This is a genomic window from Variovorax sp. OV084, assembly GCF_900111625.1.
Lineage (GTDB): Bacteria > Pseudomonadota > Gammaproteobacteria > Burkholderiales > Burkholderiaceae_C > Variovorax.
The window spans coordinates 104,476-118,172 of the sequence record NZ_FOII01000012.1; the positions used below are offsets into that span (position 1 = coordinate 104,476).

The 13,697-nt window shown below is 67.8% G+C and carries 12 protein-coding genes; 8 read left to right on the forward strand and 4 right to left on the reverse strand.

The window, feature by feature from the left end:
• Positions 1-22: 22 nt before the first annotated feature.
• Both BMW87_RS24735 and BMW87_RS24740 read right to left on the reverse strand, forming a co-directional pair.
• Positions 23-1,045, reverse strand: a complete 1,023-nt coding sequence (locus BMW87_RS24735; protein WP_093079263.1) for an alpha/beta fold hydrolase — start codon at positions 1,043-1,045, stop codon at positions 23-25.
• A 154-nt stretch (positions 1,046-1,199) separates the two neighbouring features.
• Complete coding sequence (locus tag BMW87_RS24740; protein WP_093079265.1) at positions 1,200-1,919, reverse strand: SDR family oxidoreductase; 720 nt, start codon at positions 1,917-1,919, stop codon at positions 1,200-1,202.
• Between the two features lie 80 nt (positions 1,920-1,999).
• On the opposite strand from BMW87_RS24740, the gene BMW87_RS24745 reads away from it, so the two are divergent.
• The 3 genes from BMW87_RS24745 (at position 2,000) to priA (ending at position 6,631) form a co-directional block, all read left to right on the forward strand.
• Positions 2,000-2,935, forward strand: a complete 936-nt coding sequence (locus BMW87_RS24745; RefSeq protein ID WP_093079268.1) for a LysR family transcriptional regulator — start codon at positions 2,000-2,002, stop codon at positions 2,933-2,935.
• Between the two features lie 33 nt (positions 2,936-2,968).
• On the forward strand, positions 2,969-4,078 hold the full coding sequence (gene hemE / locus BMW87_RS24750; protein ID WP_093057222.1) for a uroporphyrinogen decarboxylase: 1,110 nt from the start codon (positions 2,969-2,971) through the stop codon (positions 4,076-4,078).
• A gap of 477 nt (positions 4,079-4,555) precedes the next feature.
• Positions 4,556-6,631 carry a replication restart helicase PriA gene (gene priA, locus BMW87_RS24755; protein ID WP_093079271.1) on the forward strand — a complete coding sequence of 692 codons (2,076 nt, stop codon included), beginning with the start codon at positions 4,556-4,558 and terminating at the stop codon, positions 6,629-6,631.
• A 29-nt stretch (positions 6,632-6,660) separates the two neighbouring features.
• Here the strand turns inward: priA and BMW87_RS24760 are convergent, their stop codons facing one another.
• Positions 6,661-6,870, reverse strand: a complete 210-nt coding sequence (locus BMW87_RS24760; protein WP_093079274.1) for a hypothetical protein — start codon at positions 6,868-6,870, stop codon at positions 6,661-6,663.
• Positions 6,871-7,110: 240 nt separating this feature from the next.
• On the opposite strand from BMW87_RS24760, the gene BMW87_RS24765 reads away from it, so the two are divergent.
• Entirely contained in the window at positions 7,111-7,788 is a 678-nt protein-coding gene (locus tag BMW87_RS24765) for a hypothetical protein (RefSeq protein ID WP_093079277.1), read from the forward strand.
• Here the strand turns inward: BMW87_RS24765 and BMW87_RS24770 are convergent.
• Complete coding sequence (locus BMW87_RS24770; RefSeq protein WP_093079438.1) at positions 7,777-8,802, reverse strand: AEC family transporter; 1,026 nt, start codon at positions 8,800-8,802, stop codon at positions 7,777-7,779. The two genes, BMW87_RS24765 and BMW87_RS24770, sit on opposite strands and share 12 nt — an antisense overlap.
• A 148-nt stretch (positions 8,803-8,950) precedes the next feature.
• Between BMW87_RS24770 and BMW87_RS24775 the strand changes: the two genes are divergently transcribed.
• Genes BMW87_RS24775 through nadE form a run of 4 tightly spaced genes read left to right on the forward strand, consistent with a single transcriptional unit; the run spans position 8,951 to position 13,554 of the window.
• Entirely contained in the window at positions 8,951-11,056 is a 2,106-nt protein-coding gene (locus BMW87_RS24775) for an ATP-dependent helicase (RefSeq protein ID WP_093057218.1), read from the forward strand.
• Complete coding sequence (locus tag BMW87_RS24780) at positions 11,053-11,514, forward strand: hypothetical protein (RefSeq protein WP_093079280.1); 462 nt, start codon at positions 11,053-11,055, stop codon at positions 11,512-11,514. The genes BMW87_RS24775 and BMW87_RS24780 overlap by 4 nt, the downstream gene beginning before the upstream one ends.
• Positions 11,514-12,689, forward strand: a complete 1,176-nt coding sequence (locus tag BMW87_RS24785) for a phospholipase A (protein ID WP_093057216.1) — start codon at positions 11,514-11,516, stop codon at positions 12,687-12,689. Before BMW87_RS24780 ends, BMW87_RS24785 begins: the two co-directional genes overlap by 1 nt.
• A 25-nt stretch (positions 12,690-12,714) precedes the next feature.
• Entirely contained in the window at positions 12,715-13,554 is an 840-nt protein-coding gene (nadE, locus tag BMW87_RS24790; RefSeq protein ID WP_093079283.1) for an ammonia-dependent NAD(+) synthetase, read from the forward strand.
• The last annotated feature ends 143 nt before the right edge of the window (positions 13,555-13,697 follow it).

Sequence of the window (13,697 nt, forward strand, 5' to 3'; positions counted from 1 at the left end):
TCCGCGCTGCGCTGGCGCGCTCTCAGCCTCGCGCAGCGTCGATCACGGCCTTCGTGAAGGCCTCGGGCGCTTCCTGCGGCAGGTTGTGGCCGATGCCGCCGCTGACCAGCCGATGCTCGTAGCGCCCCGAGAACTTCTTCGCATAGGCGCTGGGCTCCGGATGCGGCGCGCCATTGGCATCGCCTTCGAGCGTGATCGTGGGCACGCCGATCACCGGCGCCTTGGCGAGCCGGTTCTCCAGCGCCTGGTACTTCGCCTCGCCTTCGACGAGGCCGAGTCGCCAGCGGTAGTTGTGGACCGTGATCGCCACGTGGTCGGGGTTGTCGAGCGCCACCGCGCTGCGGTCGAAGGTGGCCGCGTCGAAGTTCCACCTGGGCGATGCCGTCTGCCAGATCAGTTTGGCGAAGTCGTGGCGGTTCTTCTCGTAGCCCGCGCGGCCGCGCTCGGTCGCGAAGTAATACTGGTACCACCACTGCAGCTCGGCCTGCGGCGGCAGCGGCACCTTGCCGGCCTCCTGGCTGCCGATGAGGTAGCCGCTCACCGAGACCAGCGCCTTCACGCGCTCCGGCCACAGCGCCGCCATGATGCAGGCCGTGCGCGCGCCCCAGTCGCAGCCGGCGACCGTAGCGACCGGGATCTTCAGCGCATCCATCAGCGCGATGATGTCGACGGCAACCACCGACTGCTGCCCGTTGCGCGGCGTGTCCACCGACAGGAAGCGCGTGGTGCCATAGCCGCGCAGGTACGGCACGATGACGCGGAAGCCCGCCGCCGCGAGCGCAGGCGCCACGTCGACGAACATGTGGATGTCGTAGGGCCAGCCGTGCAGCAGGATCACCGGCGCGCCATCGGCCGGACCTGCTTCGTAGTAGCCGATGCTGAGCGTGCCAGCATCGATGCTCTTGAGCGGCTCGAGGCGCCTGGAAGACGCGCCCGTGGCGGCCTGCGCGAAGGCCGGCGTGAGCGCTGCGAGCTGGGCAGCCGCAGCACCGAGGGCCGTTGCGGCGAGGAAGCTTCTGCGGGGCAGTTGGAACGACGTTGACATTGGATTTTCCTGAGTGACTGAAGGTGGGGGAAGGGCTGACAGGTCCCAATGTCGCCCCTCGAACCGCCATTCACCCGGTCCTGCGTATCGCTCTGTATCTGCCGCTGTTTTTTCAACAAAACTTTTCGATGCGCGGGCCGGCTCCCCCGTCACGTCACACCAGCCGCAGCCCCCCATCGCACTCTATGACGGTCCCCGTCGTGTAGCCGTTCTCGATCAGGAACTGGATCGCATGCGCCACGTCCTGCGGCCGGCCCACGCGGCCGACGGGCAGCATCTCGACCTGCTGGCGGAACAGGTCGTCCTTCATCGCGGCGGGCACGCGGTTCCACCAGGGCGTATCGACCAGCCCCGGCGACACGGCATTCACCCGGCTGGGCCGCAGCTCGCGCGCCAGGCTGCCCACCATCGCTTCGATCGCGCCGTTGATCGCGGCCAGCCCCGCTGTGCCGGGCAGCGAATTGCGCGCGGAAATCGCCGTCACGAAAGTCAGGCTGCCGCCCTTGCGCAGCACCCGCGCGCCGGCTTGCGCCGCTTCGAGCTGCGGCCAGAACTTGGCCTCGAAGCCGCGGCGCAGCGACTGAAGATCGAGCTGCGCGAACTCGCCCGCGCCCTCGCCGCCGCTGAGCGTGAGCACCAGGTGGTCGACGGGCCCGGTCTTCTCGAAGAAGGCATCGAGCGCGCCGCGGTCGCAGGCGTCGAAGGCCGCGCCGCTCACGTTCGCGCCCAGCCCGCCGATCGCTTCCTGCAGCTTGCCGTTGTCGCGCCCGGTCGCGATCACCCGCGCACCGCTTGCCGCGAGCCGCCGCACGGTTTCGAGCCCCACGCCCGACGAGCCACCGACCACCACCACTGTCTGTTGTTCCAAAGCCATGTCGACTCCTTTGAATGCCTGATGAAGAAAGTGCCTTCAGGTTAGGGAGCGGCGCCCTATCATTCAAATCGTTTGAAACCATGGAATACATCAACGAAAGTGATTTCAGGCGGCTCGACCTGAACCTGCTGCTGGTGTTCCACGCGCTGCTGCACGAACGTAGCGTCACGCGTGCGGCGCAGCGCCTGTTCATCGGCCAGCCGGCCCTGAGCGGCGCACTCAAGCGCCTGCGCGCCGCGCTGGGCGACGAGCTGTTCGTGCGCACCTCGCACGGCATGACGCCGACGCCGCGCGCGCTCGAACTCGCGCGCGTCATCGAGCCGCTGCTGCTGTCGCTGCAGCAGGCGCTGCATGCACAGCCGGCGTTCGACCCCGCCACGGCCAAGCGCGTGTTCCGCATCGGTTTGAGCGACGCGCTCGAGGTGGCGCTGATGCCGCAGCTCATGCAGCGACTTTCCGAACAGGCGCCGGGGGTGCGGCTCATCGCACGCGCGGCCGACCGCACCAACGCGCCCGGCATGCTCGACGCGACCGAGATCGAACTGGCGGTGGGCGTGTTCATCGAGTGCGCCGCATGGCACCGGCAACGCGCGCTGTTCGGCTGGCATTTCGTCTGCGTCTACAACGCCGCGCTCGTTAAGACGCGGGGCAGGAAGATCACGCTGGCGGAATACCTGGACCACCCGCACCTGCTGACCTCGTTCAGCGCCGACCTGAGCGGCCTCGTCGACGATCTGCTGCGCGAGCAGGGGCATGCGCGCCAGGTCGTGTTCTCCAGCCGCAACTTCGCGACCAGCCCCTTCATCGTGCGGCAGATGCCCGCCATCACCACCGTGCCCACCTTCGCCGCCGCCACGTGGCGCGACGCGCTCGGGCTGGCCGTGAGCCCGCTGCCCTTCGAGACGCCCAGCTACGAGGTCTCGCTGCTGTGGGCGGCCGCACACGACGGCGACCCGGGCCTGAAATGGCTGGTGTCGCTGATGGTCGAGGTGTTCGGCGGCAAGCCCGTCAACTGAGAGGCCAGGACACACCCCTGCGACAATCGCGGGATGCCTTTCGCCCCACTGCAAAACGACACTTTCCTGCGAGCCTGCTGGCGCCAGGCCACCGACCACACGCCCGTCTGGCTCATGCGCCAGGCCGGCCGCTACCTGCCGGAGTACGTTGCCACCCGCGCCAAGGCGGGCAGCTTCATGGGGCTGGCCACCAACACCGACTACGCCACCGAGGTCACGCTGCAGCCGCTGGAGCGCTATCCGCTCGACGCGGCCATTTTGTTTTCCGACATCCTGACGGTGCCCGACGCCATGGGCCTGGGCCTGTCGTTCGAGGCCGGCGAGGGCCCGCGCTTTGCGCGCCCGGTGCGCGACGAAGCGGCCGTGGCCGCGCTCGAAGTGCCCGACATGGACAAGCTGCGCTACGTGTTCGATGCAGTGGCCTCGATCCGCAAGGCGCTGGACGGCCGCGTGCCGCTGATCGGCTTCTCGGGCAGCCCGTGGACGCTGGCCTGCTACATGGTGGAAGGCGCGGGCTCCAGCGACTACCGCCTCGTGAAGAGCATGCTCTACAGCCGCCCCGATCTCATGCATCGCCTGCTGGCCGTGAATGCCGACTCGGTGGCCGCGTACCTCAATGCCCAGATCGACGCCGGCGCGCAGGCCGTGATGGTGTTTGACAGCTGGGGCGGCGTGCTGGCCGACGGCGCGTTCCAGGAATTCAGCCTCGCCTACACGGCCCGCGTGCTGGCCGGCCTCAAACGCACCGGCGCCGACGGCCAGCCCGTGCCGCGCATCGTGTTCACCAAGGGCGGCGGCCTGTGGCTCGACGCCATGCGCGAACTCGACTGCGAAGTGCTGGGCGTCGACTGGACCGTGAACCTGGCCTCGGCGCGAAAGCAGATCGCCGAAGGCTCGGACGGCAAGGCCAAGGCCCTGCAGGGCAACATCGACCCCAACGTGCTGTTCGCGCCGCCCGCGCAGATCGAGGCCGAGGTGGCGAAAGTGCTGCAGGCCTTCGGCAAGCCCCACGCCGACCGCAACGCCCAGGGCCCGACGCACATCTTCAACCTGGGCCACGGCATCAGCCAGTTCACGCCGCCGGACCACGTGGCGGCGCTGGTGCAGGCGGTGCACGCCCAGTCGCGCGCGCTGCGCGGTTAACACTGCAGTCTTCGGGAACGGGCCGGCGGGGCACCGAGGCGCCCCGTAAAGTTGGTACGAAGCCGTTTGTCAAGCGCAAAAACGGCATATCGGTCTGACTTATGCACAAAACCCGTGTTGCACTGCGCAAGATTTTCCGGGGGACCTCCCTCTTTGCTCCTAAAGAGATAGCGACGCTAAGTTATTGATTTATATAAGATTTGAACTTTGCTTTTTTTCCGGGCATTCCAGCCAGAGCCTTGATTTTCAAGGCCCCGCAGCGAATCGAGCCGGCTTGTCAACAAAGTTATCCACAGAAACTCTGGACGGCCTCCAAAGCTCTGAAAAATCAACGACTTAAGCGCTCTTGCTCAAAGTCTTCTTAACAAACCTTTCCAAGAAGGACCGCTCATCTCCACAGCCGGCCTCCCCTCAGACAGCGCTTCCCAGCCAACGAACGGTGCGCCGCCAGCACTGCCGTGGCGACTCGACATCGCGGTGCAGACGCCCGCGCATGCCGCGCTCGGCGACCTGCTGAGCTACGCCAGCGCCGAGCCGATGCCGCCCGGCACGCTGGTGCGCGTGCCGCTGGGCAAGCGCGAAGTGCTGGGCGTGGTCTGGAACGAGCCGGTTTCGCTGGTGGGTGCCGAGCCCGACATGGCGCTGAAGCCTGTGGGCGCGGCGCTCGACGCGCTGGCGCCGCTGGGCGAGGCGTGGCGCGGCCTCGTGGCCTTTGCAGCGCGCTACTACCAGCGCTCGATCGGCGAGATCGCGCTGGCCGCCCTGCCGCCGCAGCTGCGCGACCTGTCGACGACGCAGCTGACGCGCCGGCTCAAGCGCAAGACGACGGCCGGACCAGTGGCCGAAACAGCCGAGTCGGCGAACCTGATCGCGCTGAGTGCGGAGCAGACGGCCGCCCTGGCGCGCATCGAGGCCGAAGCAGGTACTTTTTTGCTGGTCGGCAGCACCGGCAGCGGCAAGACCGAGGTCTACCTGCGCTGCGTGGCCGACCTGCTCGCGCGCGACCCCGAGGCGCAGGCGCTGGTGATGGTGCCCGAGATCAACCTCACGCCGCAGCTCGAAGCCCGCTTCAAGGCCCGCTTCGGCGAAGAAGCGGTGGTGTCGCTGCACAGCGGCATGACCAACCCGCAGCGGCTCGCGAGCTGGCTGGCGGCGCACAGCGGCGCGGCGCGCATCGTGCTGGGCACGCGCATGGCGGTGTTCGCGTCGATCCCGGGGCTCAAGCTCATCGTGGTCGACGAAGAGCATGACCCGAGCTACAAGCAGCAGGAAGGCGCGCGCTATTCCGCGCGCGACCTCGCCGTGTGGCGCGGCCAGCGCGAAAAGGCCAAGGTGATCCTGGGCTCGGCCACGCCCTCGCTCGAAAGCTGGCACCAGAGCCGGCCCGCCGAAGGCGAAGACCCGGGCGGGCGCTACGTGCGGCTGGCCATGCCATCGCGCATCGGCGCGGGCGAGTTGCCGGCCGTGCGGCTGGTCGACATGAACCTGCAGCCGCCGAAGACGGTGATTTCGGGCGCGCTGCTCGACGCCATCGGCCAGCGCATCGCGCGCGGCGAGCAGAGCATGATCTTCTTGAACCGGCGCGGCTACGCACCGGTGCTGGCCTGCGGCGACTGCGGCTGGAAGAGCGAATGCCCGCACTGCAGCGCGTATCGCGTGTTCCACAAGATCGACCGCACGCTGCGCTGCCACCACTGCGGCTTTACCGAGCGCGTGCCGCGCGCCTGCCCGGCCTGCGGCAACCCCGACATCGCGCCCGTGGGCCGCGGCACCGAGCGACTCGAAGAGCACCTGGCCGAGCTGTTCTCGGCCGTGAAGCACCCCGATGGCAGCGCGGTGCGCATCGCACGCATCGACGCCGACAGCACCAAGAAGCAGGGCGCGCTCGAATCGCAGCTCGCGGCCGTGCACGCGGGCGAGGTCGACGTGCTGGTCGGCACGCAGATGATCGCCAAGGGCCACGACTTCCGCCGCATCACGCTGGTGGCGGCGGTGAACCCCGACGGCGCGCTGTTCTCCAGTGACTTCCGCGCGCCCGAGCGGCTGTTCAGCCTGCTGATGCAGTCGGCCGGCCGCGCGGGCCGCGATGCCGCGTATCTCGCGGCGCAGGGCGCCAAGGCCGAAATGTGGATCCAGACGCATCATGCGCAGCACCCGCTGTTCATGGCGCTGCGCAAGCACGACTACGCCAGCTTCGCGCAGCAGCAGCTCGACGAGCGCCGCGCGGCCGGCATGCCGCCCTTCGCGTTCCAGGCGCTGCTGCGGGCCGATGCGCGAGAGCAGTCGGTGGCGCAGGGCTTCCTGAACATCGCAGCCGATCAGGCCGAGGCGCTGCCGGGCTCCGACCTCGTCACGCGCTACCCGGCGGTGCCGCTGGCGATCCAGCGCGTGGCCAATGTGGAACGTGCGCAAATGCTGATCGAAAGCCCCTCGCGCGCCGCGCTGCAGCGGCTGCTTGCGAGTTGGCAGCCGCTATTGCACGAGCTGCGGCGCACGCCGGAGGGCAAAGGCGTGATCCGCTGGCTCGTCGACGTCGATCCGCACAGCATCTGACCGGCGGCAATCAACCTGAGACCGCGGTTTCAGTGGTAGCCAGTGGGCTCCTTGCCCATGTCCACATAACGCAGCTCGTTGTGCCTGCGCCGCGCGATGCTCACGGGCCAGGCGAACACCACGAGGCTCAGCGCGGCAAGCGCGAGCCCGGTGGCGGTGCCGAACTTGCCGGCATGCCAGAACCAGCCGACGCCGGCGAGACAGGCCAACCACAGCAGGATGCGAAAAAGAATTGCCATTGCGCGCCCCTTCACACCTTTGACTTGCAAGCACTGTAGCAGCGCATCTGCAAACTCAAGCATTCATCTGAAGTCATAGCGATATCTATGTCTTACGGCCTGCCTCGGCCTACCCGAAAATTTGTGAAAAAAGAGTTGACGACATGCCTCGTCGCTGTTCAAGCTGTAACAGCGCGCGAACTCCTCGCGGGTTTCGCGTTCCAAACTGGCTCGCTCATCGAAGGCAAAGGGTAGGTCGCCGTGAAACCGCCGTCTTTCTCAGGTTGGGTTCTCTCGCTCGCGTCGTGCTTCGCCTGCGTTTTTGCCGCACCCATTGCTTCGGCGGCCGAGCTCGATCTGCAGGGCAGCCGCCTGGTGGTGTCGGGCATGCTCGACGGCACCGCAATCAAGGAATTCACCGACCAGCTGGGCAGCGGAACAGTCCATACCGTGGTCTTCGAAGATTCGTTCGGCGGCACCGCCGAAGCAGCGGGCGCATATGCCGACGCCATCCGCGCGAGCGGCGTGCAGACCGAAATACGAGGCCAATGCATGGCCGCATGCGCCTATGCCTTCCTGGCCGGCAAGACACATCGCTTCGGCTACGGCCTGCAGGTCAACGGCATCCTGCTGCCGGTCGCGTCGCGCCCCACGGCCGCCGAGCTGGCAATACGCTGGCGCGGCGAGGAGGCCCACAAGACGCTGGCCGACTTCACGCCCACCACCAACTCGGCAGCCAAGCCGGTGGAAGCCAGCGCCCCGCCCGTCGTCAAGGACAACTGGCAGCCCGACCACGGCGTGCTCTTCACCGCGAGCCCGACGCTCTTCGGCCGCATCTACAACACCTACTACTGCGACGGCACGCAGGGCCGCGACTTCTCGAAGTGCGAGCGCCTTGCCGATGCCGATCCGTACAAGCTCGGCGTCCTAACCCCGTAGCACGCTCACCGCGAGCGGAAAGCTGAAGAAGGCGATCGCCGTCGTCCACAGGATGATGCGCGCGATGCGTCCGTTGTCCGCACCGAAACGCTCGGCCAACATCGACACGTTGCTCGCGCTCGGCAGCGCCGCGACCAGCACGATCACCACCAGCGCCTCGTGCGACAGCGGCAGCCCGAGCGCGATGGCACCCAGCCCCAGGCCCCACACCAGCAGCGGATGCGCGAGCAGCTTCACCGCCACCACCGGCAGCACGTCGCTCCACGGTGCCTTGGTCGCAGGGCTGCGCGCCGTGGTGCCCATGGCCTCGGCCACCGCGGCGCTGGCGCCATGCTCGCGCGCCAGCAGTGCCGAACGGGCCAGCACCGCCCCGATGGTGAAGAGCGCCACCGGCGAGGCCGCATCGGCCAGCATGGCGATGGTGCGCTCGATGGGCCCGGGCAACGGCCAGCGCGCGGCCGACAGCAGCACGCCCAGCAGGATCGACCACGGCATCGGGTTGACGACGATCCCGCGCAGCGCCTTGCGCGCGGCCTGCGTGGCACCATGCCGTCCCGCGCCGCCTGCACCGTCGAGGCGCGACAGCGCAATGCACAGCGACGAAGTCACCACGAGATCGAACGCGATCGTGATGATCATCGGCCCCGCTGCCTGAGCCCCAAGAATGGCCACCAGCAGCGGCACGCCCATGAAGCCGGTGTTCGGAAACGCCGCCACCAGCGCGCCGAAGGCCGCGTCGTTCCAGCCGATGCGCGCATTGCGCGTGAACGTCACCACGCCCGCCACCACGGCCAGCGCGCTGATGCCCCAGACCAGTGCGACGCTGCCGTCCAGCAACTGGCCGATGGGCGTGCCCGCGCCGAAGCGCAGCAGCATGCACGGCAGCGCGAAATACAGCACGAAGGTGTTGAGGCCGGGAATGGCATCCAGCGGCAGGATGCGGGCGCGGGCCGCGCCATAGCCGGCCGCGATTAACGCGAAGAAAGGGAAGGTAACAAGGAATACAGACAGCACCGGACCATTGTCGTTGCCCACCAGCAGGCTGCATCGGCGTGTCTGGCCTACAACCCCGCGGGGGGCCGGCCCCGTATCATTGCCCGCTTTGCGCCTGCCGTTCCCCACGGCGTTCTTCACGGCCTTTTTCCGGTTCTCTTTTTCTCCAATGTCTCACGGTCTCAATCCCGCGCAGCTCGAAGCTGTCAACTACATGTACGGTCCCTGCCTGGTGCTTGCCGGTGCGGGCTCGGGCAAGACGCGGGTGATCACTCACAAGATCGGCCGCCTCATCCAGTCGGGCATCGCGCCCCAGCGCATCGCGGCCATCACCTTCACCAACAAGGCAGCCGCAGAAATGCGCGAGCGCGCAAAAGACCTGATCGGCAAGGACGCACGCAAGGTCGTTGTCTGCACCTTCCACGCGCTGGGCGTGCGCATGATGCGCGAGGACGGCGCCGTGCTCGGCCTGAAGAAGGCCTTCAGCATTCTCGACAGCGACGACGTCACCAAGATCCTGAAAGACGCCGGCGGCACCACCGACGCGGCCACCGCCCGCATCTGGCAGTGGACCATCAGCAAGTGGAAGAACATGGGCCTGAACGCCGCGCAGGCCGAGGCCCAGGCCGCGGACGACAACGAGCGCATCACCGCGAAGATCATGGGCCGCTACGAAGAGCGCCTGGCGGCCTACCAGAGCGTGGACTTCGACGACCTGATCGGCATGCCGCTGAAGCTGCTCTACGAATTTCCCGAGGTTCGCGCCAAGTGGCAGGCCGCGCTCGGCCACATCCTGGTGGACGAGTATCAAGACACCAACGCCACCCAGTACGAAGTGCTCAAGGCCCTGGCCGGCGAGCGCGGCCACTTCACCGCGGTGGGCGACGACGACCAGTCCATCTACGGCTGGCGCGGCGCCACGCTCGACAACCTGCGCAAGCTGCCGGTCGACTACCCAAAGCTCAAGGTCATCAAGCTGGAGCAGAACTACCGCTCCACCAGCGCCATCCTGCGTGCGGCCAACAACGTGATCGGGCCCAACCCGAAGCTGTTTCCGAAGACGCTGTTCTCCGAGCTCGGCGAAGGCGAGCCGGTGCGCATCGTCGATGCCGACAGCGAAGTGCACGAGGCCGAGCGCGCGGTGGCGCGCATCGTGAGCATCCGCGCGGGCGACGCCATCACGCAGGGCAAGCAGCACAAGGAGTTCCGCGACTTCGCCATCCTGTACCGCGCCAACCACCAGGCACGCGTGTTCGAGCAGGCGCTGCGCAAGGCGCAGATTCCGTACAAGGTCTCGGGCGGCCAGAGCTTCTTCGACCGCGCCGAAATCAAGGACCTGTGCGGCTGGTTCCGCCTGTGGGTCAACAACGACGACGACCCGGCGTTCCTGCGCGCCATTACCACGCCCAAGCGCGGCATCGGCCACACCACGCTCGCGAGCCTGGGCACCTTCGCAAGCCAGTACAAGCTGAGCCTGTTCGAGGCGCTGTTCAGCCCCTCGCTGCCGAGCGTGATGCCCAAGCGCACGCTCGAGGGAATCCACGAGTTCGGCCGCTACATCAACGACCTGGAATACCGCGCGCGCCGCACCATGGGCGCGGAAGATTCGCGTACCTTCATGCTCGACTGGCTGAAGGAGATCGATTACGAGAAGCACCTCTACGACGGCGAAGACAGCGAAGCCGCCGCGGCCTCGCGCTGGACCAACGTGCTCGAGTTTGTCGACTGGATGTCGCAGCGCGCCGGCGGCACGCTGGACGACGCCTCGGGCGCCAACGACAACATCGAAACCGAACGCAAGAGCCTGCTCGAAGTGGCGCAGACCATCTCGCTGCTGTCGACCATCAGCGAGCGCGAGCAAGACCAGGACGTGGTCACGCTCTCGACGCTGCACGCCTCCAAGGGCCTCGAATGGCCGCACGTGATGCTGATCGGCGTAAGCGAGGGCCTGCTGCCCTTCAAGCTCGACGACGACAACGGCCGCCAGCAGAAGGTGAGCGAAGACACGCTGCAGCGGCTGCAGGAAGAGCGCCGCCTGATGTACGTGGGCATCACGCGCGCGCAACGCAGCCTGGCCGTGAGCTGGACCAAGAAGCGCAAGCAGGGCCGCGAAATGGTACCCTGCATACCCAGCCGCTTCATCGCCGAGATGGGCCTCGACAAGGAGACCATCAAGGAAGACCCGCGCGAAAAACTCAAGGCGCTGCGCGCCGAATTCGCGCGCAAGGCGCAGGACAGCGCGGCAAAGGCGGCGGCAGCCGCAGCGGCGCCATGAGAACGACTGCCACTGCCGCGCTGCTGGCCGGCACCCTGCTCGCACTGTCGGGTTGCGCCTCCGTAAGGGGCAGCGCCGACTGCCCCGCCGACGCGCGCGACCTGCCGGTGCAATCGCTCTACGGCCGCTGGGAAGCACGCTTCGACAACCTGCCGGCCGTGGCCGCCGTGCAGCTCGGCAAGCACCCCGACTACGACGGCGTGCGCGGCACCATCACGCGCAACGGCGCCAACCCGGCGAAGGCCACGGTCGCGCAGCTCGCGGGCGACGTGGACGACGAAGGCGCGCTCTCCATCGACGAATCGCAGGACGGCCGCGCCATCAGCGGCGTGTGGTCGGGCAAGCTGCAGGCGGGCTCCTGCGGGCGCGAATTCAGGGGCACGTGGCGCAACGCCGCGGACGAAAGCACGCATCCCTTCGTGCTCAGCAAGACGGTTGCCCAGGAAGGAAAGCAATGATGACGACGACACGACGACAACCCCGTTTCAACCTCCGCGCGCTCGCGGCCGTGGCCGCCTGCCTGGGCGGCGGCGCCGCGGTGCACGCACAGGCCGTGGACAAGCCAGCGAGCCCGCTGGCCGACTCCCAGCTCACCTGGCAGCAGTGCGCCGCGCTCGGCGCCAACAACGAAGCACGCCTGGCCTGCTTCGACCGCTGGGCGCAGCAGCAGACGCTGCCTTCGGTGTCGGTGCCCGTGGCGCCGCCCGTGCTGGCGACCACGCAGCCGCCGGTGGACTCATCGATCCCGGCCACGCGCATCGTCTCGGTCGCCACCACCGAAGGCTGCCGCGACCGCCAGTACTCGGCGCTCTCGCGCTTCTGGGAACTGGAGAACGCCACCGACTGCGGCACCTTCGGCTTCCGCGGCTACCGCCCGCTCAACGTGTCGGTCTCGGCTGCCACCAAGAAGCCCGAGACGCCGACCTCGCCCTCGGCCGGCCACACCGCCGACCCGGTGGCCTACCAGGCCAACGAGATGCGCATCGGCCTGTCGGTGCGCACCAAGCTCGCGCAAGGCATGCTCACGCAGGACGACCCGACCAAGAAAGACTCGCTGTGGTTCGCCTACAGCCAGCAGTCGACCTGGCAGCTGTTCAACGGCGCCATCTCGCGGCCCTTCCGCACCACCGACCACGAGCCCGAGCTGATGTATGTCTACCCGACCGACTTCAAGCTGCCGGGTGGCTGGCGCTGGCGCTATTCGGGCCTGGGCATCGTGCACCAGTCGAACGGCCAGACCCTGCCGCTGTCGCGCAGCTGGAACCGCGTGTACCTGATGGGCGGCGCCGAGCTCGACGACCGCTTCACCATCACCGGCCGCATCTGGAAGCGCATTTCCGAGAATGCCGCCAAGGACGACAACCCCGACATCGCCGACTACTACGGCCGCGCCGAAATCACCGGCCGCTGGAACCTCAACCGCGACAACCAGCTCGCCGTGACCGTGCGCAACAACCTGCGCGACAGCGGCCGCGGCTCGGTGCGCCTCGAATGGCTCAAGGCGATCGGCGACCCGACCAAGAGCAACCTGCGCTTCCACACGCAGCTGTTCTCGGGATATGGCGACACGCTGGTGGACTACAACCGCAAGCGCACGGTGCTGAGCATTGGTCTCAGCCTCGTCGATTTCTGATTCACTTCACACGTCGTATCCCACAATGAGCGCAGACCTCACTCCCGTCGACGACACGCAGCGCGAGATCATCGCGGCGCTGCATGTCGCGCCCGTCTTCGATGCCGCCCACGAGCTGGAGCGCCGCACCGACTTTCTCGCCAGCTACCTGAAGCGCACCGGCCTGAAGACGCTGGTGCTGGGCATCAGCGGCGGCGTCGATTCACTGACCGCCGGCTGCCTCGCGCAGCGCGCCGTCCAGCGGCTGCGCGCCACGGGCTACGACGCCGCCTTCATCGCGATGCGCCTGCCCTACGGCGTGCAGAAGGACGAAGCCGAAGCGCAGGCTTCGCTCGCGGTGATGAAGCCCGACCGCACCATCACCGTCGACATCCGCCCCGCCGCCGACGGCATGCTCGCCGCCCTGAAGGCCGGCGACCTGACGTTCCGCGACGCGGCGCACGAAGACTTCGTGCTCGGCAACATCAAGGCTCGCCAGCGCATGATTGCGCAGTTCGCGGTGGCCGGCGCGCACGACGGCATCGTCATCGGCACCGACCACGCGGCCGAGGCGCTGATGGGCTTCTTCACCAAATTCGGCGACGGCGCGGCCGACATCACGCCGCTCACCGGCCTCAACAAGCGCCGCGTGCGCGCGGTGGCACAGCTGCTGGGCGCGCCCGACGCGCTGGTCTACAAGGTGCCCACCGCCGACCTCGAGTCGCTGGTGCCGGGCAAGCCCGACGAAGACGCCTTCGGCGTCACCTACGAGCAGATCGACGACTTCCTCGAAGGCAAGCCGGTGTCGGCCGCGGCCCGACAGATCATTCTTGCGACGCATCGCAAGAGCGCCCACAAGCGCGCGCTGCCCGTCGAGCCCTTCTGACGGCGGCGGCCGCGGGGTTCGCCCGCGGCCTTTTTTCTTTTTTCGAAACGCATAGCGCCCTGCCCAGGGCGCTACTTGGCGCTGGCCGAGCATGAGTCGCCCAGGGGCTGCAGTTCAATGGCATCCTCGGGCACAGTGCCAAC

What these genes read in the sequence shown, in the direction of transcription:
- BMW87_RS24735 (WP_093079263.1), bottom strand. Translation starts at nt 1,045, where the DNA reads ATGTCAACGTCGTTCCAACTGCCCCGCAGAAGCTTCCTCGCCGCAACG.
- BMW87_RS24740 (WP_093079265.1), bottom strand. Translation starts at nt 1,919, where the DNA reads ATGGCTTTGGAACAACAGACAGTGGTGGTGGTCGGTGGCTCGTCGGGC.
- BMW87_RS24745 (WP_093079268.1), top strand. Translation starts at nt 2,000, where the DNA reads ATGGAATACATCAACGAAAGTGATTTCAGGCGGCTCGACCTGAACCTG.
- hemE (WP_093057222.1), top strand. Translation starts at nt 2,969, where the DNA reads ATGCCTTTCGCCCCACTGCAAAACGACACTTTCCTGCGAGCCTGCTGG.
- BMW87_RS24760 (WP_093079274.1), bottom strand. Translation starts at nt 6,870, where the DNA reads ATGGCAATTCTTTTTCGCATCCTGCTGTGGTTGGCCTGTCTCGCCGGC.
- BMW87_RS24775 (WP_093057218.1), top strand. Translation starts at nt 8,951, where the DNA reads ATGTCTCACGGTCTCAATCCCGCGCAGCTCGAAGCTGTCAACTACATG.
- BMW87_RS24780 (WP_093079280.1), top strand. Translation starts at nt 11,053, where the DNA reads ATGAGAACGACTGCCACTGCCGCGCTGCTGGCCGGCACCCTGCTCGCA.
- BMW87_RS24785 (WP_093057216.1), top strand. Translation starts at nt 11,514, where the DNA reads ATGACGACGACACGACGACAACCCCGTTTCAACCTCCGCGCGCTCGCG.
- nadE (WP_093079283.1), top strand. Translation starts at nt 12,715, where the DNA reads ATGAGCGCAGACCTCACTCCCGTCGACGACACGCAGCGCGAGATCATC.